Raw genomic sequence first — 24611 nt, 5'->3', positions numbered from 1 at the left:
CAGGGCCACGATGGCACTCTCCACTGGCTGCGCACAGGAATGAATCTCGACTTCTTGGCGAGTAATGTCCGCCCCTTGATGCTCAATCTTGGTGGAAAGAGACACGAAACTCTCGCACTGCACTCACTCACCACCGGCTCACAGCTGGACTGCACTCCCTCAGTCAAACCAGCCATGACCCGACTGGTGAAGGCGGTCTCCAATATGCGTAAAGGCGAACGACCACCGCGTCCAGGCGACGCGTGCAACCGCTGTGCATACAGAGCCATATGCACCAGCCACTAACCGCCTGCTAAGCCAAGCGATACCGGCCCTAGACCCTGCATGAGCGCAGAGGACAAAGGACCCCTGGCATCACAAGGCTCTCTTAAAGCAGTTAACGCTATTTATTGGCGTCAAATTCACAACGAACCTTTGATATCATTTCGCCTGCACGCACATCCTTGCCCTATGGGAGCATCACATGCAGGTATGCAAGTCTTTAGGATTCATTGCTTCAATGCTGCTATTGAGCAGCTGCGCCAACATTGCCGCGAAGCACGCCGCGTCGCCACCCGCTGAAGCCATCACCTCAATTGCAAAGGAATACAGCTCTCGCGCACGAGCAGATGAGATCAGCGGTTACACCATAATCTCAGTCCCGACAGACGCTGAACTCAAAACTTGGCAGATGGCCCAGTCCTATTGCATGAAAACAGGTGGGCGCCCCGATTATTGGCCCAGTAACAACCAGGCGTTCAATTGCGTTGATCGCCAGAATGGCGGGATTCACTTCGCGGCTAAGCGCGAAGGCGGGGCGGTCGGGGTGAAAGACATTCGAGTTTTAGAGCGCACGAAGGATAACAATAACGTCTTCAGCACTATGCTGACGGTCATGGGCTACCAAACCCGCGAGCAAATCCTAGAAGCTAGGCAGCGCGCTCAGCAGGAGGCACAACAGCGCTTGATCCAGATGCGCCTTCGCAATCGCGACCAAGTCGCTTACATCGGCGCCCGCGTTTGCCAGATCCGACCATCCGAGACGTTAGGCTATTCCAACATTGTGTTCGTGGCCACTGTGGAACAAGTTGCAGGTGATCGCCTGAAATTGTTTGTGGAGCGAGCGTACTTTCAATCGGCTCCGAATCTTGCTCCCGGTGGATTTAGACAAGAATATGCTTGGGTGAATGTTTGGGATATTGAGCCTTGCCGGATCTAGCTAGCCGTCGAAGTAGAGGCTGAAACCCTCACTACTGCCAATTTATCTAGATAAGACTACAACTCGAAGCACACTCGTAGCAGCGCACACTGAATAGGAAGTATTTTTGATTTTCATACCACTACCTGGAGAGTATATCGCCTCTGCCATTCGCAGAGGAAACGAGATACTCGGAATAAATGGCATCAAAAGATCAGACTACAAAATAAAAAGCAACTCTCGAAAACCGATATATGGATATGCCAACAAGATCGGAACTAATTTCTCATCTAACTTTAAAGAAAAAAATATATCAATGAAGGTTCTCTATGAGAATACTTTGTATCCACTAGCTGCCGTCCTAGGGCAAAAAAGTACAAACTGTGAATATACTCCAACGACAAATTGGAAAATCTGCCTCCATTGCGTGGTGGAGGACATAAGAACTAATGGCACAGCATTTCTGCACTTGAAACATCAGTTTCGAAGCGTAAATTTTTGCAGCAATCACTCAGTGAAGCTCTATGAGAAATGCCCAGCCTGCGGATTATCAATCACTTCACACAAAATATACAAATTCAGGGAGTGCTCAGAGTTCTATCACTTGGAAGAGTGTCACCAAAATTCTGGCCCCCATCTATACGCAAAATTCATTAATGAACTATTGAGCTATAGAGGAAAACCATATTACCGACATGCGGTTTCCTATGATATTCGTCGCCGTATAACCGATGCCCCATCACTCCTACCAGGAGACTCCTTGAAACTTAAACTCGAAAAGCTGATCGCCAAACGCACTGGAATCACCATTTCCCTTAGTTCATCCTGGGAGCTGAATTTCAATCAGACGGCTGTGTGCTGCTTCGCCGCCTTTGGAACAGCAAAAGAATATTTAAAAGCAACTCTCAAGTTTCAGCAACACCCGCACCACTAAGAAAATAGTCAACTTTTCAACGCATGCCAATCATCCTTCCATAATTCATTCATTATAGCCTCCACTTCATACTCAGTAACCTTAATCACACGAATTCCACAAGCACGCAAAATGACGCTCAAAGCACAGCCAATCAGATCGCTTCGTTTTCCTAGCACCCAATGCAAATTTCTTAGTTGAAAATCATGGTCACTCTCTACAAACTCGTGAATTAGTTCATTGCTTCTCGGGAGCCTCCCTGGATTGCGCGCAATTCCGAAGCTATCCGTCACCCGACGCAGCAGCTCCGTCTTTGTGACCTTTATCGGTTTCTCCAGAACCCTATCCAATGCAGTTTTCGCGGCGATTAACTCTTGTGATAAAATCTCGTCCCGCGCATACCAATCAACTCGCTGAAAAGCTTTTTTCTGACGGGGTCTCGCTGCGACGTAATCGTGGAGCCAAACACGGTCATTCGCGTATAGCCAATGATATCCTTCCCTATCATGGCAACGAGTGAATGAATCGTCACTAAACGATTTTCGTATACGTTCCAACTTATCCGGGGAGATATTCTTAGGCATAGATGAAAGCGGCACCTGGCCCATCTTAGTAATTTCAGCCCCCCTTGCCTCGAATCTTCTCAACTCTTCTGATGTTGCCTCTAGAACCCAACACAATAGATAGAACCTAAAAGGTTGAATTATACGTCTCCTATGGCGCAGGATATCAAACACCCAACCAAGACCTTTAGCAGCAAATCCATACTCATATTTTGAACCACATCTATCAATTCGATTGACTATGAACTCACTTAATGCGCCAAGTTTTAGACGGCCATTGAGGAGAAAACCCATATCACTCAATCTGCCTCTTAAAAATCCCCCTCGCAGAAGCTCCGATACCGCTTCCGGATTCTCTAATCCCCAGGACTGCATTTCGGCAACGACTTCCATCGCATCACACCCTTCCGGCGACAACAACTGAGTCCCGCCAGCCTCCCCAGGTAAGAGCAAGGATGACCACTCTGAGTGCTGCGGTGAACTAGCTACGGTCAAGGCCGTACCGTGCACCGGACATACGCATACTCCTATCGCTTGATGGATACGATGCCAGTAGGCGATACCATGAGTTTCGGAATCATGCGCGATACAGGACTCGCAATATCGAAAGGACGCAAATTTCAAAAAGCCCGAAGCGGTTATGCCTAATCGCATTTGGAGCCCTGTTCCATCAGAGCCTTTCATTTGCTGAGCAGCAAACTCGTACGCCGAATCTGGCAGAAAAGGTTGGTAAAGGGGCAACAGCGTTAGTGAGTTCAGCAGCCTAGGAACTGTAATCACGCCCTCTGTCCGCGCCGACAGCTCTCCCAAACAGCAGGGCAATATCGACGCGCACGTGCGAGAATAGCTGCCGAATAGTTCCTGGCTGGTCTTACGATAGGAAACGTTAGCGACCATTCGATGATAACGCACCACCAGACTGTAAAGAGACTCATCCGGAAGTGGCTCAGGAAATAGAAGCAACCGCTCCATCTGGTGGGCCTCGCATTACGTGTGATCACCACGCTGCATCGTCATCCGTCCATCCACGCTTCACTAGCTGTTCTTGAATATCACCGTCAGGATCAAGATGAACGCTAGCCAAGCTATCGGACGACACCACAGACACTGTGTTACTCACTGACCTTTTTCTGCTTTTCTGAACTATCGGAGGTGCGACTTTCATGACAAGGGCCAAGTCCGCTCTTTTAATACGACGAGCTAAATCATAGCTCATCATAAGGGCCACCTGATCTTTTGTTGGCATCATATCCTCATAGTCTGCGATCTGTAGAGGATCACCACTTCGCAAAGCTTCGATAGGTTTATGCAGCATCCTCATCTGATTGTCATAAACATGCTGAAGAACCTCCGCTGTAATTCCATCTAGGTCTTCGGCGATAACATGACGCTGACCAAGCATCAGTAACTTAACCAGAAAGTCCGTATTCCCTTGAGATAGGTTGTAGATCTTATTCCGGAGATTGGCTGTGAGGTCTGAATTAGTTCCAGTCCAGTCATACTCCCAAAGGCGGCTAACCAGATAGTCCCAGAACGGATCATCAATCTCAAACCTATCGAAGGTGATTTCTCCCATACCAGCAGCTCGGCGCGCATTGCGTAGCACCCCGGAGAACAATGGGAGCATCGCATTTGTCCCAACATAGACCAAGGGGACACCGGCTTCATTTGATAGCGTCACGAAGAAATTCAGCAACGTCTCTCTATCATGTCCTCCGCGTGACGACGTCAGGTGCTGCATTTCGTCGATGATCAATACGCCAACAAAAAATGCCTTACACAACTGGCTAATTTGCTGAAGCATGACACTAACGCTATTTCTCTTCTGGGCCATACTGGCATACTTTTCTATACCTAGCGCGTTGTCCAGTGACGCAAAGAACGCAGCACAAAACCCCCTTAAAGATCCGTCGTGAGGGCAATCAATTTTCAGCCAGACTATTTGAGTCTGAATAAAAGAGCGCCGCTTGTACTTGCCGTGACTTACAACCTGAGGATATAGCTTGGTTATCGAGTTTAGCGCAGTAGTCTTTCCCATCCCACTTAGGCCAATCAGAGTCATAATATTTGCAGATGACTTAAATCCTGAACTCACCGCAGAAACCGACTTAGGCTGCCTATGGCGAATACTCTCAGTCGTGAATGGATCTCGGGCAATATACCCATACCTAATTAGCTGACTAAATCCATCTTCTAACTGAAGGTGAACATCTAAAGGAATTACCACGTCCTTAAGCCTGTTGATCCCATGGCCTCGAACTTTCGGAGCCAGTGCCAACTCTTCAGCAGACGGTTTATCTGGATAGTTACCTATGAATTTTACCACATCGGCTTCAGTGCAAATCGGCGGCAAGCATTCAATCAATGGATTTCCATCATACTGAGGAAGACCAGTTGGCGAGTAGCAGGCTTTGGCAAAACCGGAATAAGTCATTTATCGAACTCCTGCGCAGAGTTCTTCACAAGCTTCAGAAATGCAGCACTTCTTTTAGAACTAGAGCGTTCAACCGGCACGGGAGTTTCACTCGGGCGCATCTCTACTACAGCATCACGCAGCTGATCGAGTTCAGCTGTTTGATAATCTCGCTCCGCCTGAGCCTCCGTACTTCGTTTAACTTTCTTATCTCTTTTGAACTCTGCCTTCGAGTGCACCTTCCCTGCCAGAGATTTCTTCTCTTTAGCGATGACGACAGTGTCCTCTTGCAATGCTTTAAGCTTGGCCAAACGATTCAGTGCTTGATACTTCTCATCTGGCGAGGCGTGACGCGTAGCACTTAAGAAATCAACAACTTCCTCCATACGATATCCAGAGTACTTCTGGGCTTGTTGTGGCACTATGGTTAGCGACTGAAATTCCGCGCCATCTTTAACCCAGCAATTATCAATGGAGTTGGGGTCGTACCAAACCCTGACATATTTGCTTCTAAAGTTATGGGACTGCGCCATCCAGTTCTCACGCGTCGCCAACTCACAAGTATAGAGTACACCTTGGAACCTTATCCCCCCTCTGACTACTCGGCACTCCAGAGATGGTAGAAGTGCGATTTTCAGTTCAGCCGGACTAACCACCTTTGCATTCACCAAATTATGATTCATAGCCCAATTCCAGATATTAATTGGAGTTGGCGCAATATCCTCAGCAATCATCTCTTGAGTCTGAAGATGGGGGAGTCGCAAATTGGAGTTATGGACTAGAACACCAGCAATTACCATCTTAGTGAACTCATCTATATCAAGGATGGCATCCAACTCGTAATCTCGATCTCCTCGCTCCAAGCGACGAGCATCCACCCCACCCGGTATAAATTTAATATCTAGCTTCTCATTTATTAATCTGAATCGGCTCTCGACGATCCCTTTCCAATCAGGGCGATAGGGCGGAGGAATATTTAGGACAGTTCCCAAAGTATTACACATTGTCTCCCCAGCCTCACTTAGCAACTCGGCTCGATCAGCAGTCAGCTCAAGTGGGAGATGAAAGCATGGCCACTCAGACTCGTCGATGTCGATACCATATCGACTGCAGAACTCTTTCTTTGGCGTGTAGGCATTATATAAAGCGTGCCTTGCACCATTCCAACTTGGCCCCTCAAGCCCCACGTGGATTCCGACGATCATTCGGCTATAGCTATCTACTACAACATACAGAACCGGACGCCCAATTAGCCAATTTCTATTTATTCGATGGACCAAATATACATCTGCAATCGTTGAGTCAACTTCATATCTATGACATGGTCCAACAAGCCCTTGGGACGCCTCGCCAACCAGCGGTCGAAAGTCTTTATTCCACCGAATCGAACCACGGCGACTCTTCAAAATGTAGAGCTTATCGAAGAACTTCTTCCCGTTGTACTGAAGCTGCCCAAGTGTCGGATGTTCTCCTCTGATCACATTTCCCTTTGAGCCATCAGCGAAGGTTTCAGTATAGAACTTAGACAGCATCCAGTTGTAGCACTCGACTATCGAGCCACACTTGCCACTTGCGAATAAACTGAACGCCATTCTTATGGCTGCAAGGTGACGCTCATCTAAGATAACCGCACGATCCTCGACAACAGCGCCGCGATACTTTGGTGGCCGGCCTGGGATTACTCCCGACTCTCGACTCTTTGGCTTTCCGGGGCCACCACACCGAGTTGTATCCCATAGGAATGCATTTTTGACCTGGCCCAAACTCCAGTATCTGTATAGCAGACGGTATATTATCTTTCTATCGACACCTTTTGCTTCGGCGTGGGCCTTCACATTTGCGCCAAAGCTGTCTACAAGAATATCAACGGCCGATTTACCTTCAACGATATCCCTGATCAAATTCCAATTTTTATCACGACTATCTTTCTCCTTCTGGCTGATATCATCCTCATGACGAACCATGAATTTCAGCGGAAACTCCAAGTCGATTTGAGCGATCCCTGCTTCAATTTCCGAAAGCAGAAATGACTTATCTAGCAGTAGCGGCTTGCGAGGAGTCTTCACTAATTCAATTACTATCACCCATTCACCTCTGAACCCGAGAACCCTCACAGGCCCATCCAGCAAGGCAGAGTCAGCGACAGGAGATACAATAGTATTTATGCCAACACTACGCATGGCGAGGTATCTCAGTGAATGGTGACTCGATCGACTCTTCGACAATTACTTTTAATGGCTTCGAGAGTTCAATAACGTCTTCATTCATGTTAATCACCAATCGCCCCACCCACACCAAATAAAAGAACAGTCTCTTCGCAGCCACGTACTCCATATACATAGCCTTAGCGATTTTTTTAATTAAAGTTTTCAACGGTATTACATCCGTTGTCGCTGAGGCCACAAGCGCCATCATGCATGAAATATTCTTATCGGTCGCCAAGCCAGCAGATATATGTGCATAACCTCTAAGAACTAAAAGGTTATGAATCTTCACCTGAGAGAGACGTTCATATATAACCAATTTCCACTCAACATCCCTCCTAGCCCAATATTGCCGTTCTATCTCTAGCTTCTCAGTTAATCTGTTTTTCTCACTTTGCGAGGCTTCCTCAATTTCTTTCGCATACTTCATAGACCGAGCGGCCAGCCGCTCCGTGCCAGTTTTATCGATTTCGGTTATCAGAAAGTCGGTGGTTAGGACTAAAGGAACGCTAGTGCCTGGGTAAACGGGCGGTCTAACTCCTAAGCTCGATGCAATTGCATGTGTTTCTGCAGCAGGGAGCAACGGGAATTGTTCTCGAATATCAACAATGGAGCGCTGTTGCTCAAGAATTACATGATAGTGATATTCGGCATTCGACAGTAAATGATGGCCTCTATGAACTTTCACACCAGGCACGATGTGAGAAGTCCCCAAGGAAGGGAACGCCCGAATTTTGATCCACGGCACGTATTCTTCCCTGACTCCCTGGCCATCGCCGGCAGCAATCCTTTTATCGAGTTTTTCCTGCGTTACTAGCCTCGTACGCACCGGTTTCTTGGATTGCAGTTGATCGTGGCTCATTTGGATTTTCAGGCTTACTCAAGCAAGTGGCCACGCTGGTGAGGCGTGGCCAAGGAAGGGAGGTATGACACCGGGGAGATAGGCTGTCGCAATACTCAGATTCCCATGAGGATCTTGAACCATTGCGGCACAAGTGGAGGCTTGCCCGACGTAGGGGCCTCCTGTGACAGCCTTTATTTCGTTGTGACAACTTTTATTTTCTTGTGACAACCTTTATTTGCTGCAGACAGCGGGTGGAGCTGCGGTGACCGGGTTATTCCACGGTCACGGACTTGGCCAGGTTACGCGGCTGGTCGACGTCGGTGCCCTTGAGCACGGCGACGTAGTAGGACAGCAACTGCAGCGGCACGGTGTAGAGGATCGGCGCCAGGCAGTCGTGGATCGCCGGCATGCCCACCACGTGGGTGCCCTCGCCATTGGAGATACCGCTGCCGCCCTCGGCGAAGACCACCAGCTCGCCGCCACGGGCGCGGACTTCCTGCAGGTTGGACTTGAGCTTTTCCAGCAGTTCGTTGTTCGGCGCCACGGTGACCACCGGCATGTCGGCGTCCACCAGGGCCAGCGGGCCGTGCTTGAGCTCGCCGGCCGGGTAGGCTTCGGCATGGATGTAGGAGATCTCCTTGAGCTTCAGCGCGCCTTCCATCGCCACCGGGTACTGCGCGCCACGACCGAGGAACAGGGTGTGGTGCTTCTCGGCGAACAGCTCGCTGACCTTCTCCACCACCTTGTCCATCGCCAGCGCCTCTTCCAGGCGAGTCGGCAGGCGACGCAGCTCGTTCACCAGTTCGGCTTCGACGCCGTCGTTCAGGCGCTTCTGTACCTGGCCGATGCCGAGGGTCAGCAGCAACAGGGCGACCAACTGGGTGGTGAAGGCCTTGGTGGACGCCACGCCGATTTCCGGGCCGGCGTTGGTCAGCAGGGTCATGTCCGACTCGCGCACCAGCGAACTGGTGGCGACGTTGCAGATCGAGAGGCTGGCGAGGAAGCCCAGCTCCTTGGCATAGCGCAGCGCGGCCAGGGTGTCGGCGGTTTCGCCGGACTGGGAGATGGTGACGAACAGGGAGTCCGGGTGCACCGCCACCTTGCGGTAGCGGAACTCGCTGGCGACTTCGACCTGACAGGGGATACCGGTCAGGCTTTCCAGCCAGTAACGGGCGACCATGCCGGCGTGGTAGCTGGTGCCGCAAGCAACGATCTGCACGGTGCGCACCTTGGCCAGCAGCTCGCGGGCCTGCGGGCCGAAGTTATCCACCAGCACCTGCCCGGTGCCCAGGCGGCCTTCCAGGGTGCGCTGCACCACGGACGGCTGCTCATGGATCTCCTTGAGCATGAAGTGGCGATACTCGCCCTTGTCGGCGGCCTCGGCGCCTTCGTGGTAGCGCACGGCCTCGCGCTGCACCGGGTTGCCCTTCACATCCCACAGCTGGACGCTGTCGCGGCGGATCTCGGCGATATCGCCTTCTTCCAGGTAGATGAAGCGGTCGGTCACCTGGCGCAGCGCCAACTGGTCGGAGGCGAGGAAGTTCTCGCCGTGGCCCAGGCCGACCACCAGCGGACTGCCGCTGCGCGCGGCGAGGATGCGGTCCGGTTGCTTGGCGCTGATCACCGCCAGGCCATAGGCGCCATGCAGCTCCTTGACCGTCGCCTTGAGCGCAACCGTGAGGTCGCCCATCTCGGTCAGCCGCAGGTGCAGCAGATGGACGATGACCTCGGTGTCGGTCTGCGAGGTGAACACGTAGCCGCGCGCCTTGAGCATTTCGCGCAGCGCCTCGTGGTTCTCGATGATGCCGTTGTGCACCACCGCCAGTTCGCCGTGGGAGAAGTGCGGGTGGGCATTGCCCTCGGTGGGCGCGCCGTGGGTGGCCCAGCGGGTATGGGCGATGCCCAGGCGGCCAGCCAGCGGCTGCTCCTCGATGGCTTGCTCCAGGCTGGACACCTTGCCGGCGCGGCGGCGGCGATCCAGTGCGCCACTGGCGTCCACCACCGCCACCCCGGCGCTGTCATAGCCCCGGTATTCGAGGCGCTTGAGGCCCTCGACGAGGATCGGGGTCACGTTACGTTCGGCGATGGCGCCTACGATTCCACACATGAATGGGCTCTCCTTTCAGTCTTCGCAGCGTGCGCGGATCACTTTCACGCCACGCGCCTGGATCAGTTCGAACGCTTCATCGCTCAAGCGCTCGTCGGTTATCAGGGTCTGGACGCTGCTCCACGGCAGCTCCAGGTTGGGAATGCGTCGGCCCAGCTTGTCGGCTTCGGCCATGACGATCACCTCGCGGGCGACCTCGGCCATTACCCGGCTCAGCCCCAGCAGTTCGTTGAACGTGGTGGTGCCGCGCTCCAGGTCGAGGCCGGTGGCGCCGATGAACAACTGATCGAAATCGTAGGAGCGCAGCACCTGTTCGGCCACCTGGCCCTGGAAGGACTCGGAGTGCGGATCCCAGGTTCCGCCGGTCATCAGCAGTACCGGTTCACGCTCCAGTTCGCGCAGGGCGTTGGCCACGCTCAGCGAGTTGGTCATCACCACCAGGCCCGGCTTGCGGCCCAGTTCGGGGATCAGCGCGGCGGTGGTGCTGCCGCTGTCGATGATGATCCGCGCGTGTTCGCGGATGCAGGTCGCCGCCGCGCGAGCGATGGCCTGCTTGTAGCGCGACAGCGGCTGGCTCGGCTCGGCGATCAGCTCGTGGGGCATCGGCACCGCACCGCCGTAGCGGCGCAGCAGCAGGCCGTTGCCTTCCAGCGCTGCCAGGTCCTTGCGGATGGTCACTTCGGAGGTGGCGAAACGCCGGGCGAGATCGTCCACGCTCACCTCGCCCTGTTCGGCGAGCAGCGCCAGGATGTCGTGGCGGCGTTGCGGCGTGTTGCGTTTCGACATGGGCGGTTAAGTTTCGATTCGAAAGATAATAGCGCGAATCAAAACCCAAGATCTTTCGTTCGTCAAGAATTTCTGCTCGAGCGGCGACGTTCTTTTCTGTAGGAGCGAGCTTGCTCGCGAACCATTCAACGCACAGGTCGGCGGGGAGCGCTGTTCGCGAGCAAGCTCGCTCCTACAAACAAACGCCCGGCAGCGGCTGGCTCAGTCCACTTCCAGCCGATTGCGGCCGCCACGCTTGGCGCGATACAGCGCCTGGTCGGCCCGTTCGAAGACCGCGTCGCTGCGCTCATCGGCGCGGAAGGCGGTCAGGCCCGCGGAACAGGTAATCACCAGGCGTTCGCCCTTGAAATGGAACGGGCAGGCTTCCACCGAGCCGCGCAGCGCTTCGAGCAACCGCTCGCCGCCGTCCAGGGGCGTCGAGGGCAGCAGCACGACGAACTCCTCGCCGCCATAGCGAGCGATGAAGTCGGTATTGCGCAGGCGTTTGGAGAGCTCCGCGGCGATGATCTTCAGCACCTTGTCGCCGGCCAGATGGCCAAAGTCGTCGTTGATGCGCTTGAAGTGGTCCACGTCCAGGACCGCCAGCAGCAGGTCGCCGCCGTAGCGCTGCCAGCGCGAGACTTCCAGTTCCAGGCGCTCGGTCAAGGCGGCGCGGTTGGGCAGGCCGGTGAGCGCGTCGGTCATGGCCTTCTGGCGCTGGTCCTCGATGCTGGCTTTGAAGGTCCGCGCCTCTTCTTCCATGCTCGCCACCCGCGTCATCAGCGACTGGATGCGCTCGCCCACCTCGCGCTCGCGGGCTTCGCGCTCCTCGCGGAACCGGTCCATCGTGCCGACCAGCCCTTGCAGGCGGCTTTCCACATGACGCTTGAGGCCTTCCAGGTCGGTGGCTTCCAGCACGCTTTCCTTCAGGCCGCTGACCTGCTCGCGCAGCGCGTCGTCCAGGTCGCGGGCGCTGGAACTTGCGCCGGCATGGTTGTCGTGGACCGCCTGCAGCCCGTCGAGGAAGGCGCCCAGGCGCTCGTTGAGCTGGTACAGGTAGCCTTCGAACTCGCGCTGGCCGCTGTCGTTGAGCGACAGCACCAGTACCGCCAGGTCATCCAGCACCGGGACCAGCTCGTACCAGTTCAGACTGCCATGAATGCGCGTGCGCAGGGCATCGGCCTGGGGCTGGTGGGTAGACGGCAGGCGCATCTCGTCCAGCAGGTGCAGCAGGCTGGCTTCGATATGTGGCGCGACGGCGCTGTAGCCCGGCTCCGGGCGCGGCGGCAAGGCGTAGCGGTCGGCGGCGTCGGCCGGTTCGCCGAACAGGCCGGGGGGCAATGGCAGGCTGTCGAGCAGGGCCGGCTCGGGCGCCCCGGCGGGAGAAACGACCGGCGACTCGGTCGTCAGCGGTTCGACTGCCGCAGCCACCGGCTCGATGACGGGCTCGACTGCTACAGGTGCGGGTGCGGGTGCGGGTGCGGGTGCGGGTGCGGGTGCGGGTGCCAGGGATTCGGCCTGGACGGCCACGGCCTCGTCCAGCGCCACCGTGTCGGCCAACGGCGCACCGGCCACGGCGGTCGTCACAGTCAACGCCGGCTCCAGCGCATCGGCAGCCGCTTCACGCCCGCCGAACAGGCGCTGCAGGAAACCGGGGCGCTGCTCATTGCCCGTGTCGAAATGCTCCAGCGCACGCCGCTGCAGGCCGCTCAGTTCGCCGAGCAGGGCCGGCAGTTCGCGGGAGGTGCTGGCCCGTGCGGCGATGTCCTTGGCGAACTGCTTGAGCGGCTTGCGCACGTCTCCCGGCAGATCGAGCGCCAGCAGTTGCTGGGCGAGCTGGGACAATGCCGCGACGTTCTGCTCGACGCGCTGCTGACGACGCTGCTCGGAATCGAGCACCGCCCTTTCCAGCTGCGGGATCAGGCGCGACAGACCGGCATCCATCTCGTCGCGGCGTAGCACCTCGCGCAGCTCCTTCATGCAGGCGTCCACCGCCTTGTCGCTGCCTTCGGCGGCCAGGCTGCTGCGCACCAGGCCACGGCGCAGCAGGTCGACGCGGGCGCTCCAGCGCCGCTCGAGTTTTTCCTGCTGTTCGAGATTGTCGAGGTACTTCTGTTTCCAGCGCGGTTCGCCTTCCCGACTCATTCGACAGCCTCGCCGCGCAAGACGAGCGACGAGGCCGTGCGCAAGGCATCCGGCAGGCGGATTTCCACGGCCACGGGCAGGTGGTCGGAAATCGGTTGCGGCAGGACACTGACGCGCTCCAGCGCCAGCTCGGAACTGAGCAGGATGTGGTCCAGGCAACGCTGCGGGCGCCAACTGGGGAAGGTCGCCTCGACCTGCGGCGCGACCAGCCCCAGGTCACGCAGGGGCGAGCTTTCCAGCAAATCGGTGGCATGGGTGTTCATGTCGCCCATCAGCACCTGGTGGCGGTAGCCCTGCAGCAGCTCGCGGATGTAGGCGAGCTGGCGGGTGCGGGTGCGCGCGCCCAGGGCCAGGTGCATCATCACCACGGCAAGGGCGTCGTCGCCGTCGCCGAAGCGCATGAGGATCGCGCCGCGTCCGGGCGGGCCGGGCAGCGGATGGTCTTCCAGGGCGGTGGGTTGCAAACGGCTGAGCAGGCCGTTGCTGTGCTGGGCGATGCGCCCGAGATTGCGGTTGAGCTGCTGGTACCAGTAGGGGAAGTCCCCGAGATGGGCCAGGTGCTCGACCTGATTGATATTGCCGGAGCGGATGCTGCCGCCGTCGGCCTCCTGCAACGCGACCACGTCATAGTCGGCAAGCAGTTCGCCAATGCGCTGCAGGTTGCTGGCACGGCCCGCGGCCGGCAACAGGTGCTGCCAGCCGCGCGTCAGGTAATGACGGTAACGCTCGGTACTGATGCCAACCTGAATGTTGAAGCTGAGCAGGCGGAGACGGCCATCCTCGGGCAGCCCCGACACGCACTGGTGATCGGGATTGACGCGTGCGGTGCAGGCACTCGCAACGCGCTCGCGACTCCGCCGGCGCAGCATCGGCAGGCCCCTTACTGAGCGGCCTTGGCGGAGGCGCGCTCCTTGGCGATCAGTTGGTCGGCCAGCTCCAGGGCGGCGTCCGGGCTGCCGGCCGAACCGATGTCGAAGCGGTACTTGCCGTTGACGACCATCGTCGGTACGCCGCTGATCTGGTAGGCCATCGCCAGCTTCTTGGCCTTCTCGATCTGGCCCTTGATGGCGAAGGAGTTGTAGGTGCTGAGGAACTTGTCCTTGTCCACGCCCTGCTCGGCGACGAAATCAGCCATTTCTTCCGGAGTGGTCAGGCCCTTGGGGCTGTTGTGCAGTTTTTCGAAGATCGCGTGATGGACCTTCTGCTCCACGCCCATCGATTCCAGGGTCAGGAACAGTTGGCCGTGAATGTTCCACAGGCCGCCGAACATGGCGGGGACACGCACGAAATGCACGTCTTCGGGCAGCTTCTCGACCCAGGGATTGATGGTCGGCTCGAAGGCATAGCAGTGCGGGCAGCCGTACCAGAACAACTCCACCACCTCGATCTTGCCCGGCTGGGAGACCGGCACGGCCTGGCTCAGCTCGGTGTAGTTCTTGCCGGCTTCGAACTCGGCGGCATTCGCGTTGACAGCGAACAGGCCGGCGAAGGCCAGCGCGGCGGTGAAAATCAGGTTACGCATGGTTCACTCCTTGGCTGAGCGGGATCCGTCCTGCTGCGCGGGACGGGACAAAGCGGTTTGACCTGGAGGCTCCAGGCGCGGTTCCAGCATTGTAGTGGCGGCGGATGCGAAAAAGGGCGGCCGAAGCCACCCTTTTTTTATTCCAGCGATTTCCGCCAGGCGTGCCGCTTAGTGCAGGCCTTCGATATAGCTGGAGATCGCCGCGATGTCCTTGTTGGACAGCTTGGCGGCGATGCTGCGCATGATCATGGCGTCGCCGTCGTTGGTGCGCTCGCCTTCGCGGAAGGCGGTCAGCTGCTTGGCGGTGTAGGCCGCGTGCTGGCCACCCAGGTGCGGGAAGCCGGCTTCGGCGTTGCCCTGGCCAGCCGGGTTGTGGCAACCGGTGCAGGCCGGCATGCCTTCGGTGAGCTTGCCGCCGCGGAACAGGGCTTCGCCCTGGGCGACCAGCTTGGGATCGGCCATGCCGACGCTCGGGTTCTGGCTGGCGAAGTAGGCAGAGATGTCAGCCAGATCCTCATCGCTCAGGTTGGTCAGCAGGCCGGTCATTTCCAGAACGGTGCGTTTGCCATCCTTGATGTCGTGCATCTGCTTGAGCAGGTAACGTTCACCCTGGCCGGCCAGTTTCGGGAAGTTCGGCGCCATGCTGTTGCCATCGGCGCCGTGGCAGGCACCACATACAGCAGCTTTCGCCTGACCGGCCTTGGCATCGCCAGCGGCGTGCGCAACGCCGGTAAGGCCCAGGGTCAACAGCAGACTCACGATCAATTTGTTCATCAGCTAATCCAATAACGGCTAAGGGGGAAAGAGTAAGGCTCCGGGATTACCTGGACATCCATTGGATAATGGCCTGGTAATCCTCGGCGCTGCAGTCGGTGCACAGGCCGTGAGGCGGCATCGCGTTGAAACCGTTGGTCACGTGTTGCACCAGCGTGTCCATGCCCTTGTCCAGGCGCGGTTTCCACGCGGCGGCGTCGCCCTTCTTCGGCGCCATCGGCAACTGACCATTGTGGCAGGCGCCACACGCTCGGTTGAACACGGCTTCCGGATCCTGGGCCGCCTGGGCGCTGGAAGCCAGCGCGGCAACGATGGCTGCGAACAGCAGTTTCTTCATGATTGTCCTCATCGTCAGGGAACGTCCGCGTTCTGGTGTACGGACTTTGGGGTTCCCGTGGCGCCCGACCCTGGGGGATAAAGCGCACACAAAATCCGCGGCATTATATACTTCCAATACCGAAACGGAAACGAGCCCGCTCCCCGCGACACCTAGTCGCACCCCTCTGCGAAAGAACCCATGCCCCCCATGAACCCTGCGAAAAACCCGATTCTCGGCCTGTGCCAACAGGCCACGTTCCTCATCAGCGCCGCCAAGGTGAACCAGTGCCCGGAGGACGCCGGCCTGGAAGTCGCCTTCGCCGGCCGCTCCAACGCGGGCAAATCCAGCGCGCTGAACGCACTGACCCATGCGAACCTGGCGCGCACCTCCAAGACGCCGGGCCGCACCCAGTTGCTGAACTTCTTCCGCCTGGATGACGAACGCCGCCTGGTCGACCTGCCCGGCTACGGCTACGCCAAGGTGCCGATCCCGCTGAAACTGCACTGGCAGCAGCATCTGGAAGCCTACCTGAGCAGCCGCAACAGCCTCGCCGGCGTGGTGCTGCTGATGGACATCCGCCATCCGCTGACCGATTTCGACCGCCTGATGCTGGACTGGGCCCAGGCCAGCCAGTTGCCGATCCACGTGCTGCTGACCAAGGCCGACAAGCTCGCCTTCGGCGCGGCGAAGAACGCGCTGCTGAAAGTGCGCAAGGAAATCCAGCAGGGCTGGGGCGATGTCGCCACCCTGCAGCTGTTCTCCGCCCCCAAGCGCCAGGGCGTGGAAGAGGCGCAGATGGTCCTGGCCGGCTGGCTGGGACTGCTGGATGACGAGGAAGAAGAGGCTGGCGAGGAAGCCGAAGGCTGAATCGCAGGCAAAAAAAACCCCGAGCTTCGTATGGGGAGGGGGAAGTTCGGGGTTTAAGTCCGGACCGCTAGGGCGGGGTCCAGTAATCTGCCAACACTAAACACTGCAAAGGAGCATCGAAGGGCTTCACCAGCCATTCACGTGTTCTGACAGAGGCCTTTGCGGGAAAGTTCATCAGTTCACAAAAAAATTTTTCGCGGTGTCCCGGACAAACATTGGCGGATTCTCCGAAGGGCCCGCCACACGGGCCCTTCGACCATTCGTCAGTGTGCTTCGTCCCAGTTCGCCCCCACGCCGGCCTCGACCACCAGCGGCACATCCAGCTCCGCCGCGCCGCTCATCAGCGGCCGAAGGGTGTCGCTGACCCGGTCCACCAGGTCCTCGCGAACCTCCAGCACCAGTTCGTCGTGTACCTGGAGAATCACCCGGGCATCGATCCCGCTGTCCTGCAGCCACTTATCCACAGTCACCATCGCGCGTTTCATGATGTCCGCGGCGGTGCCCTGCATCGGTGCGTTGATCGCGGTGCGCTCGGCGGCCTTGCGCATGGCGCCGTTCTTCGAGGCGATTTCCGGCAGGTACAGGCGGCGGCCGAACAGCGTCTCGACGAAGCCCTGCTCGGCGGCCTGGGCGCGAGTGCGCTCCATGTAGGCCAGCACGCCCGGGTAGCGGGCGAAATAGCGGTCGATGTAGGCCTGGGCCTCCTTGCGCTCGACGCCGATCTGCTTGGCCAGGCCGAAGGCGCTCATGCCGTAGATCAGGCCGAAGTTGATCGCCTTGGCGCTGCGGCGCTGGTCGGAAGTCACCTCATCCAGCGGCACGCCGAACACCTCGGCGGCAGTGGCGCGGTGCACGTCGCGGTCGTGGCGGAAGGCGTCCAGCAGGCCTTCGTCCTTGGCCAGGTGGGCCATGATGCGCAGTTCGATCTGCGAGTAGTCCGCCGCCAGCAGCTTGTAGCCCTTGGGCGCGACGAAGGCCTGGCGGATGCGCCGGCCCTCGGCGGTGCGGATCGGGATGTTCTGCAGGTTCGGGTCGCTGGAGGACAGTCGGCCGGTCGCCGCCACCGCCTGGTGGTAGCTGGTGTGGATACGCCCGGTGCGCGGGTTGATCTGCTCCGGCAGCTTGTCGGTGTAGGTACTCTTGAGCTTGCTCAGGGAGCGGTACTGCATGATCACCTTGGGCAGCTCGTAATCCTGCTCGGCCAGCTCGGCAAGGACGGCCTCGGCGGTGGACGGCTGGCCGGTGGCGGTCTTGGACAGCACCGGCAGGCCGAGCTTCTCATAAAGGATGGCGCCCAGCTGCTTGGGCGAGCCGAGGTTGAACTCCTCGCCCGCCAGCTCATAGGCCTGGCGCTGCAACTCGACCATCTTCTCGCCCAGTTCGACGCTCTGCTTGCCCAGCAGGTGGGCGTCGACCAGCGCGCCGTTGCGCTCGATGCGCGCCAGCACCGGCACCAGCGGCATCTCGATTTCGGTGAGCACCTTGGCCAGGGACGGAATGGCCTCCAGCTTCTGCCACAGGGTCTGGTGCAGGCGCAGGGTCACGTCGGCGTCTTCGGCGGCGTAGGGGCCGGCCTGCTCCAGGGCGATCTGGTCGAAGGTCAGCTGCTTGGCGCCCTTGCCGGCGATGTCCTCGAAACGGATGGTGCTATGGCCCAGGTACTTAAGCGCCAGGCTGTCCATGTCGTGACGGGTCGCGGTGGAGTCCAGCACATAGGATTCGAGCATGGTGTCGTAGGCGATGCCCTGCACGGCGATGGGCGTCGAGGCGTTGGCCAGGACGTTCATGTCGTACTTGGCGTGCTGGCCGACCTTGCGCTTCTTCGGGTCTTCCAGCAGCGGCTTGAGGGCCTTGAGCACGGCGTCGCGGTCCAGCTGCGCCGGTACGCCCATATAACTGTGGGCCAGCGGCACGTAGGCGGCTTCGCCTTCCTTCACCGCGAAGGACACACCCACCACCTGCGCCTGCTGCGGGTCGAGGCTGGTGGTCTCGGTGTCGAAGGCGATCAGCTCGGCGGCTTCCAGCTTCTTCAGCCAGGCATCGAACTGAGGTTGCTCCAGAACGATGTCATAGCTCTTCTCCGCCGCCGGGGCCTCTTCCAGCGCCAGCTGCGGGCTGCCGGCCTTGGCCGCCTGGCGTTGCAGATCGTCCAGCCCGGTCTTGAATTCCAGGGTGCGGTACAGCTCGGTCAGGGCCTCGCGGTCCGGTTCGCCGGGGTGCAGGGCATCGATCTCGATGTTCAATTCGACATCGCACTTGATGGTGGCGAGCTTGTAGGACAGGTAGGCCATGTCCTTGTGCTCTTCGAGCTTGGCCGGCAGCCCCTTGGCGCCACGGATCGGCAGTTCGGGCACCTTGTTCAGGCTGGCGTACAGCACATCCAGGCCTCCACCCACACCGGTGAGCAGGCCGAGGGCGGTCTTTTCGCCGACACCGGGCACGCCGGGGATGTTGTCGACCTTGTCGCCCATCAGCGCCAGGTAGTCGATGATCAGCTCAGGACCGACGCCGAATTTCTCTTTCACGCCATCCACGTCGAGCGAGCTACCGGTCATGGTGTTGACCAGCGTAATGTGCCCGTCGACCAGCTGTGCCATGTCCTTGTCGCCGGTGGAGATCACCACCGCCCGGCCTCCGGCCGCGCTCTGCCGGGCCAGGGTGCCGATCACGTCGTCCGCTTCCACGCCTTCCACGCAGAGCAGGGGCAGGCCGAGGGCGCGCACGGTGGCATGCAGCGGCTCCACCTGCACCCGCAGGTCGTCCGGCATCGAGGGGCGATTGGCCTTGTACTCGGCGAACATCTCATCGCGGAAGGTTCCGCCCTTGGCATCGAAGACCACCGCGAAGGGGCTGTCCGGGTACTGCTTGCGCAGGCTCTTGAGCATGTTCAGCACGCCCTTCACCGCGCCGGTCGGCATGCCGGTGGAGGTCGTCAGCGGCGGCAGGGCATGGAAGGCGCGATACAGGTAGGACGAGCCGTCCACGAGGACGAGGGGTGCTTGGCTCATGAGGGGAATCAACCTTTTCAGAAGGGCTCGGGCTAAAATGTCCGTAGCCAATTCGACAAAGGGACAAGGTTATCATGCGTACGTTGAACCGCCTGTTGCTCGCCGCTCTGCTGGGTCTTGGCGCGACCACCGTGTTGGCGGCGGACGATGCCCCGACGCCGGAACCGGATGTGACCATCCGCCAGGAGGGCGACAGGACCATCCAGGAATACCGCGTGAACGGATTCCTCTACGCCATCAAGGTCGTACCCAAGCACGGCAAGCCGTATTTCCTGGTGCGCCAGGATGGCAGCGACGGCAACTTCATCCGCTCGGACCAGCCCGACAAGCTGATTCCGCAGTGGCAGATCTTCAGCTGGTAAACCCTCCCCTCCACGACGCTCCAGAGGATTGAGCATGTCGGTATTCACGCCTCTGGAACGTCCGGTCCTGGAAGACTTCCTCGCCCCCTACGGCCTCGGCCGGCTGCGGGACTTCCGTGGCATCGCGGAAGGCTCGGAGAACAGCAACTTCTTCGTCAGCCTGGAACAGGGCGAGTTCGTCCTGACCCTGATCGAGCGCGGTCCGGTGCGGGAGATGCCGTTCTTCATCGAGCTGCTCGACGTGCTGCACGAAGCCGACCTGCCGGTGCCCTATGCCCTGCGCACGAAGGACGGCGAAGCGCTGCGCCAGCTCGAAGGCAAGCCGGCGCTGCTGCAGCCGCGCCTGCCGGGCCGCCACGAGCGCGCCCCGAACAACCATCACTGCCAGGAAGTCGGCGATCTGCTGGCGCGCCTGCACCTGGCGACGCGCGGGCGGATCATCGAGCGTCCCAGCGACCGTGGCCTGAGCTGGATGCTGCATGAAGGCGAGACGATGCAGTCACACCTGTCCGGCCACGCCGCGACCCTGCTGGGCGATGCCCTTGAGGAGATCGCCCGCCTGCTCGCCGAACAGCCGGCGCTGCCGCGCGCCAACCTGCACGCCGACCTGTTCCGCGACAACGTGCTGTTCGACGGCCCGCACCTGGCTGGGCTGATCGACTTCTACAACGCCTGCTCGGGCTGGATGCTCTACGACCTGGCGATCACCGTGAACGACTGGTGCTCGACGGACGACGGCGCCCTCGACGGCCCGCGCGCCCGCGCGCTGCTGGCGGCCTATGCGGCCAAGCGGCCGTTCACAGCGCTCGAAGCCGAGCTGTGGCCGGAGATGCTGCGGGTGGCCTGCGTGCGCTTCTGGCTGTCGCGGCTGATCGCGGCCGAAGCGTTCGTCGGGCAGGATGTGCTGATCCACGATCCGAGCGAGTTCGAGCGGCGGCTGGAGAAGCGGCAGAAGGTGGAGATTCATTTGCCGTTTGCGCTGTAAGGCCTGCGTGCGGGGATGGGCTGCGGCTGATCGCGGATGAATCCGCTCCTGCGAGAGCGCCCCTGCGTCCGCGGGTAGCTGATGAGCCCCCTTGTAGGAGCGCGCCTTGCCCGCTCCCATGAAGAGAGGTTTCTGTAGGAGCGAGCTTGCTCGCGAACAGCCCCGCAGCGGAGTTCGTTCGCGAGCAAGCTCGCTCCTACAAAAAAGCAGTGCGGTGTGAAGATCGAACCCGGCCCGGCGGTCGGTCACCGGTCGTTAGCGGCGGGACGCATGCGCGAGTAAAGATCCAGTTCGGAGCCGGCATCCCTGCCGCCACTCCTCTGCCCAGGTTCAACCCCGGCCTGGCCATCCTTGGCCAGTCGTTCGCCCTTCAAAACGCATGCGTTTTGAGCGGGCTCACCCACATTTCGAATGCCCGCAGTTCAGGCAGGTGGCGCAGCCATCCATCTGCACCACCGCCATCGTGTTGCACTTGCCGCACAGCTGCGCGCCGGCGGGGAAGCCCTCGCCGGGTTCGGCCTTGTTGGTGCCTTGGGCGGCTTCGTAGGCGGCGCGCTTCTCGGCGAGGTACAGGCGCTGTTCCTCGTCCAGCTGCGGGCCTTCCATCAGGCCGATGGCGACCAGGTGGCGCTCCACCACAGCGCCGATCTCGGCGACGATCGACGGCATGTAGATGCCGCCGCGCTTGAGGTAGCCGCCGCGCGGGTCGAACACCGCCTTCATTTCTTCCACCAGGAAGGTGCAGTCACCGCCCTTGCGGAACACCGCGGACATGATCCGGGTAAGCGCGACGATCCACTGGAAGTGGTCCATGTTCTTCGAGTTGATGAAGATCTCGAAGGGCCGGCGCTGCTCGTAGGGGGTGTCCGGGTTGAGCACCACGTCATTGATGGTCACGTACAGCGCATGCTCGAACAGCGGCGACTTGATCTTGTAGGTAGCGCCCACCAGTATCTCCGGCCGCTGCAGGGTCTCGTCCATCTTCACCACGGCGGCCGCCTGGGCGGCTTCGGCGCGGGCCTTCTCCTCGGCCACGTCCACCACCTGGAAACCTTTGATCTTCTGGTTGATCTTGACGCTCATGTGTCTCTCCAGGGGTATCAGTACTTGCCGTAATAGCCTTCTTTCAGGGCGTCGAAGAGGTTGGCGGCGGTGTGGATCTCGCCGTCGTATTCCACTTCCTCGTTGCCCTTGAGTTCCACCACGCTGCCGTCTTCCAGTTCGAAGCGGTACACCGTCTTCTCCAGGTCCGATTCCTTCACCAGCACGCCCTGGAAGGCCGCCGGGTTGAAGCGGAAGGTAGTGCAGCCCTTCAGGCCCTGGCGCCACGCATAGAGGTAGATGTCCTTGAAGTCCTCGAATGGGTAGTCGGTGGGGACGTTGGCGGTCTTGGAGATCGACGAGTCGATCCACTTCTGCGCGGCCGCCTGGATGTCCACGTGCTGCTGCGGGGTGATGTCGTCGGCGGTGATGAAGTAGTCCGGCAGGCGATGTTTCTCTTCCTCGGCATCCGGCACCGCGTGGTTGTCCACCTGGGCGCGGTAGGCCAGCAGCTCGTAGCTGAAGACCGAGATCTTCTCCTTGGTCTTGCGCCCGGCGCGGATCAGGTTGCGCGAGTAGTGGTGGGCGAAGCTCGGCTCGATGCCGTTGGAGGCGTTGTTGGCCAGGCTCAGGCTGATGGTGCCGGTGGGGGCGATGGAGCTGTGGTGGGTGAAGCGTGCACCCTGTTCGGCCAGTTCCTCGACCAGTTGCGGCGCATGCTCGGCCACCCGCTGCATGTAGCGCGAGTACTTGGCGTGGAGCACGCGGCCCGCCACCTTGTCGCCGACCTTGTAGCCATCGTCGGCCATTTCCGGCCGCTTGCGCAGCATCTCGGCGGTCACTTCGTAGTCCTGCGCCAGCGCCGGCGCCGGGCCTTTCTCGCGGGACAGTTCCAGCGCCACTTCCCAGCCCACCAGCGCCATCTCGCGCGCCACTTCCTCGGTGAACACGCAGGCTTCCGGGCTGCCGTAGCGCAGCTTGAGCAGGGTCAGCGCCGAACCCAGGCCGAGGAAGCCCATGCCGTGGCGGCGCTTGCCGAGGATTTCCGCACGCTGCTGCTCCAGCGGCAGGCCGTTGATCTCCACCACGTTGTCGAGCATGCGGGTGAACACGCGGACCACCTCGCGGAAACGCTCCCAGTCGAAGCGCGCGTTCTCGCCAAAGGGGTCGCTGACGAAGCAGGTCAGGTTCACCGAGCCCAGCAGGCAAGAGCCGTAGGGCGGCAGTGGCTGCTCGCCGCAGGGGTTGGTGGCGCGGATCGCCTCGCACCACCAGTTGTTGTTCAGCTCGTTCACCCGGTCGATCAGGATGAAGCCGGGTTCTGCGTAGTCGTAGGTGGACACCATGATCATGTCCCACAGGTGCCGTGCCTTGACCCGACCGTAGACCCGGCAGGCCACGCGGCCGTCCTCGCCCACCAGGTACTCGTCGTGCACCGGCCAGTCGCGCCAGACCACCTGATCGGCGTCCTCCAGGTCGACCTCGTCGCGCTCCTTCTGGTGGATCGGGAAGATCAGCGGCCACTCGTCATCGGCTTCCACCGCCGCCATGAAGCCGTCGGTGATCAGCAGGCTGAGGTTGAACTGGCGCAGGCGACCGTCCTCGCGCTTGGCGCGGATGAACTCGCGAACGTCCGGGTGGCTGACGTCGAACGTGCCCATCTGCGCACCGCGCCGCCCCCCGGCGGAACTGACGGTGAAGCACATCTTGTCGTAGATATCCATGAACGACAGCGGCCCGCTGGTGTGCGCGCCGGCGCCGGAGACATAGGCGCCGCGCGGGCGCAGGGTGCTGAACTCATAGCCGATGCCGCAGCCGGCCTTGAGGGTCAGCCCGGCCTCGTGGACCTTCTGCAGGATGTCGTCCATCGAGTCGTGGATGATCCCGGAGACGGTGCAGTTGATGGTCGAAGTCGCCGGCTTGTGCCCCTGGGCGCCGGCGTTGGAAATGATCCGGCCGGCCGGGATGGCGCCGTTGCGCAGGGCCCAGAGGAAACGTTCGTACCAGTGCTCGCGCAGCGCCTTGTCCGCCTCGACGCCAGCCAGGGCGCGGGCGACCCGCTGCCAGGTCTCGTCGACGCTGCCATCGATGGGTTTGCCGCTCTTGTGCTTGAGGCGGTACTTGCTGTCCCAGATATCCTGCGAGGCGGGTTGCAGGGCGAGGACTCCTTGGTCGGCGCCACGGGGGCGCGCATCGGTCTTGGCCATCCGGGGAATAACCTCCTGTTGGTTGGGTGGCAGGCGCAATGGAGCGCGAGTAGACCCAATATATAGCCACCTGAGACTGACCAGCATCAATATGTAGTGCCAGCTACCCACAAAGACACACAATAGACGGTTGGACGGTGGGAGCCGCGACAGGTCCGGAATTCCAGACGATCGGCAGGGTTGGGCGGTGTGGGGAGGCGTTTCTGGAGGGAGGTGGTGCGACGATCGGGCGCGGCAGATGCAACAGAGTGCAAAGGCAAAACGCAGGAGCGTCTGCCCTTGGAGGGGCGAGCCTGCTCGCGAACCCGTTTGACAGCGGAGTTACAGGAAGCCTCGGTTCGCGAGCAGGCTCGCTCCTACGAAAAGTGCCACAGGGCGTACAACCGTTCGCGGTT

The 24611-nt window shown here is 59.6% G+C and carries 19 protein-coding genes and 1 pseudogene; 5 read left to right on the top strand and 15 right to left on the bottom strand.

Translation table 11 applies throughout. The annotated features are described in order from the left end of the window. The first annotated feature begins 463 nt into the window (after positions 1–463). Together ACYCAX_RS23755 and ACYCAX_RS23750 are read left to right on the top strand one after the other, a co-directional pair. Positions 464–1198, top strand: a complete 735-nt coding sequence (locus tag ACYCAX_RS23755; RefSeq protein WP_285887727.1) for a hypothetical protein — start codon at positions 464–466, stop codon at positions 1196–1198. A gap of 739 nt (positions 1199–1937) precedes the next feature. Next, positions 1938–2111, top strand: a complete 174-nt coding sequence (locus ACYCAX_RS23750; RefSeq protein ID WP_285887728.1) for a hypothetical protein — start codon at positions 1938–1940, stop codon at positions 2109–2111. An 8-nt stretch (positions 2112–2119) separates the two neighbouring features. Here the strand turns inward: ACYCAX_RS23750 and ACYCAX_RS23745 are convergent, their stop codons facing one another. The 12 genes and pseudogenes from ACYCAX_RS23745 to ACYCAX_RS23690 form a co-directional block, all read right to left on the bottom strand. Continuing rightward, entirely contained in the window at positions 2120–3046 is a 927-nt protein-coding gene (locus tag ACYCAX_RS23745; RefSeq protein WP_285887729.1) for a TnsD family Tn7-like transposition protein, read from the bottom strand. Positions 3047–3157: 111 nt separating this feature from the next. Continuing rightward, positions 3158–3625: pseudogene (locus ACYCAX_RS23740) on the bottom strand (TniQ family protein); the annotation flags it as partial. Between the two features lie 25 nt (positions 3626–3650). Continuing rightward, on the bottom strand, positions 3651–5087 hold the full coding sequence (locus tag ACYCAX_RS23735) for an ATP-binding protein (protein WP_285887730.1): 1437 nt from the start codon (positions 5085–5087) through the stop codon (positions 3651–3653). Continuing rightward, a complete protein-coding gene (locus tag ACYCAX_RS23730) occupies positions 5084–7246 on the bottom strand; it encodes a Mu transposase C-terminal domain-containing protein (RefSeq protein WP_285887731.1) in 2163 nt (720 codons plus the stop codon). The genes ACYCAX_RS23735 and ACYCAX_RS23730 overlap by 4 nt, the downstream gene beginning before the upstream one ends. Then, complete coding sequence (locus tag ACYCAX_RS23725; RefSeq protein ID WP_285887732.1) at positions 7239–8132, bottom strand: TnsA endonuclease N-terminal domain-containing protein; 894 nt, start codon at positions 8130–8132, stop codon at positions 7239–7241. Before ACYCAX_RS23725 ends, ACYCAX_RS23730 begins: the two co-directional genes overlap by 8 nt. A gap of 253 nt (positions 8133–8385) precedes the next feature. After that, a complete protein-coding gene (gene glmS, locus ACYCAX_RS23720; protein ID WP_015474985.1) occupies positions 8386–10221 on the bottom strand; it encodes a glutamine--fructose-6-phosphate transaminase (isomerizing) in 1836 nt (611 codons plus the stop codon). A 15-nt stretch (positions 10222–10236) separates the two neighbouring features. Beyond that, positions 10237–11007, bottom strand: a complete 771-nt coding sequence (locus tag ACYCAX_RS23715) for a DeoR/GlpR family DNA-binding transcription regulator (RefSeq protein ID WP_015474984.1) — start codon at positions 11005–11007, stop codon at positions 10237–10239. 201 nt (positions 11008–11208) lie between these two features. Further along, on the bottom strand, positions 11209–13131 hold the full coding sequence (locus ACYCAX_RS23710) for a GGDEF domain-containing protein (RefSeq protein ID WP_460248973.1): 1923 nt from the start codon (positions 13129–13131) through the stop codon (positions 11209–11211). Continuing rightward, positions 13128–14000: an endonuclease/exonuclease/phosphatase family protein gene (locus ACYCAX_RS23705; RefSeq protein ID WP_015474982.1), complete on the bottom strand. Its 873-nt coding sequence runs from the start codon at positions 13998–14000 to the stop codon at positions 13128–13130. Before ACYCAX_RS23705 ends, ACYCAX_RS23710 begins: the two co-directional genes overlap by 4 nt. Before the next feature lie 11 nt (positions 14001–14011). Beyond that, positions 14012–14653: a thiol:disulfide interchange protein DsbA/DsbL gene (locus ACYCAX_RS23700; RefSeq protein WP_015474981.1), complete on the bottom strand. Its 642-nt coding sequence runs from the start codon at positions 14651–14653 to the stop codon at positions 14012–14014. Positions 14654–14821: 168 nt separating this feature from the next. Next, positions 14822–15427 (bottom strand): c-type cytochrome, encoded by a 606-nt coding sequence (locus ACYCAX_RS23695; RefSeq protein WP_015474980.1) that lies wholly within the window; start codon positions 15425–15427, stop codon positions 14822–14824. A 46-nt stretch (positions 15428–15473) separates the two neighbouring features. Continuing rightward, a complete protein-coding gene (locus ACYCAX_RS23690) occupies positions 15474–15764 on the bottom strand; it encodes a c-type cytochrome (protein ID WP_294972195.1) in 291 nt (96 codons plus the stop codon). A 189-nt stretch (positions 15765–15953) separates the two neighbouring features. On the opposite strand from ACYCAX_RS23690, the gene yihA reads away from it, so the two are divergent. Next, positions 15954–16613 carry a ribosome biogenesis GTP-binding protein YihA/YsxC gene (gene yihA / locus ACYCAX_RS23685; protein ID WP_015474978.1) on the top strand — a complete coding sequence of 220 codons (660 nt, stop codon included), beginning with the start codon at positions 15954–15956 and terminating at the stop codon, positions 16611–16613. Between the two features lie 263 nt (positions 16614–16876). Here the strand turns inward: yihA and polA are convergent, their stop codons facing one another. After that, complete coding sequence (gene polA, locus ACYCAX_RS23680; protein WP_294972201.1) at positions 16877–19621, bottom strand: DNA polymerase I; 2745 nt, start codon at positions 19619–19621, stop codon at positions 16877–16879. A 74-nt stretch (positions 19622–19695) separates the two neighbouring features. Between polA and ACYCAX_RS23675 the strand changes: the two genes are divergently transcribed. Together ACYCAX_RS23675 and ACYCAX_RS23670 are read left to right on the top strand one after the other, a co-directional pair. After that, positions 19696–19983, top strand: coding sequence for a DUF2782 domain-containing protein (locus ACYCAX_RS23675; RefSeq protein WP_015474976.1), 288 nt, complete (start codon positions 19696–19698; stop codon positions 19981–19983). Positions 19984–20017: 34 nt separating this feature from the next. Continuing rightward, positions 20018–20968 carry a homoserine kinase gene (locus tag ACYCAX_RS23670; protein WP_460248972.1) on the top strand — a complete coding sequence of 317 codons (951 nt, stop codon included), beginning with the start codon at positions 20018–20020 and terminating at the stop codon, positions 20966–20968. Between the two features lie 396 nt (positions 20969–21364). On the opposite strand, the gene ACYCAX_RS23665 is transcribed toward ACYCAX_RS23670, so the two are convergent. Then, positions 21365–22051, bottom strand: a complete 687-nt coding sequence (locus ACYCAX_RS23665; protein WP_015474974.1) for a TSCPD domain-containing protein — start codon at positions 22049–22051, stop codon at positions 21365–21367. Between the two features lie 17 nt (positions 22052–22068). Further along, positions 22069–24303 carry an adenosylcobalamin-dependent ribonucleoside-diphosphate reductase gene (locus ACYCAX_RS23660; protein WP_460248971.1) on the bottom strand — a complete coding sequence of 745 codons (2235 nt, stop codon included), beginning with the start codon at positions 24301–24303 and terminating at the stop codon, positions 22069–22071. Positions 24304–24611: the final 308 nt, after the last annotated feature.

The sequence above is a fragment of the Pseudomonas sp. MT3 genome (assembly GCF_054720805.1).
The sequence above is the reverse complement of the archived record's forward strand: the minus strand, read 5'-3'. Positions and strand labels throughout refer to the sequence as shown.

Bases quoted from the DNA above. Each gene is read 5' to 3' on its own strand.
- ACYCAX_RS23695 (WP_015474980.1), bottom strand. From the start codon at position 15,427: ATGAACAAATTGATCGTGAGTCTGCTGTTGACCCTGGGCCTTACCGGC.
- ACYCAX_RS23670 (WP_460248972.1), top strand. From the start codon at position 20,018: ATGTCGGTATTCACGCCTCTGGAACGTCCGGTCCTGGAAGACTTCCTC.
- yihA (WP_015474978.1), top strand. From the start codon at position 15,954: ATGAACCCTGCGAAAAACCCGATTCTCGGCCTGTGCCAACAGGCCACG.
- ACYCAX_RS23715 (WP_015474984.1), bottom strand. From the start codon at position 11,007: ATGTCGAAACGCAACACGCCGCAACGCCGCCACGACATCCTGGCGCTG.
- polA (WP_294972201.1), bottom strand. From the start codon at position 19,621: ATGAGCCAAGCACCCCTCGTCCTCGTGGACGGCTCGTCCTACCTGTAT.
- ACYCAX_RS23700 (WP_015474981.1), bottom strand. From the start codon at position 14,653: ATGCGTAACCTGATTTTCACCGCCGCGCTGGCCTTCGCCGGCCTGTTC.
- ACYCAX_RS23710 (WP_460248973.1), bottom strand. From the start codon at position 13,131: ATGAGTCGGGAAGGCGAACCGCGCTGGAAACAGAAGTACCTCGACAAT.
- ACYCAX_RS23745 (WP_285887729.1), bottom strand. From the start codon at position 3,046: ATGGAAGTCGTTGCCGAAATGCAGTCCTGGGGATTAGAGAATCCGGAA.
- ACYCAX_RS23755 (WP_285887727.1), top strand. From the start codon at position 464: ATGCAGGTATGCAAGTCTTTAGGATTCATTGCTTCAATGCTGCTATTG.
- ACYCAX_RS23660 (WP_460248971.1), bottom strand. From the start codon at position 24,303: ATGCTGGTCAGTCTCAGGTGGCTATATATTGGGTCTACTCGCGCTCCA.
- ACYCAX_RS23675 (WP_015474976.1), top strand. From the start codon at position 19,696: ATGCGTACGTTGAACCGCCTGTTGCTCGCCGCTCTGCTGGGTCTTGGC.
- glmS (WP_015474985.1), bottom strand. From the start codon at position 10,221: ATGTGTGGAATCGTAGGCGCCATCGCCGAACGTAACGTGACCCCGATC.
- ACYCAX_RS23705 (WP_015474982.1), bottom strand. From the start codon at position 14,000: ATGCTGCGCCGGCGGAGTCGCGAGCGCGTTGCGAGTGCCTGCACCGCA.
- ACYCAX_RS23690 (WP_294972195.1), bottom strand. From the start codon at position 15,764: ATGAAGAAACTGCTGTTCGCAGCCATCGTTGCCGCGCTGGCTTCCAGC.
- ACYCAX_RS23665 (WP_015474974.1), bottom strand. From the start codon at position 22,051: ATGAGCGTCAAGATCAACCAGAAGATCAAAGGTTTCCAGGTGGTGGAC.
- ACYCAX_RS23735 (WP_285887730.1), bottom strand. From the start codon at position 5,087: ATGACTTATTCCGGTTTTGCCAAAGCCTGCTACTCGCCAACTGGTCTT.
- ACYCAX_RS23725 (WP_285887732.1), bottom strand. From the start codon at position 8,132: ATGAGCCACGATCAACTGCAATCCAAGAAACCGGTGCGTACGAGGCTA.
- ACYCAX_RS23730 (WP_285887731.1), bottom strand. From the start codon at position 7,246: ATGCGTAGTGTTGGCATAAATACTATTGTATCTCCTGTCGCTGACTCT.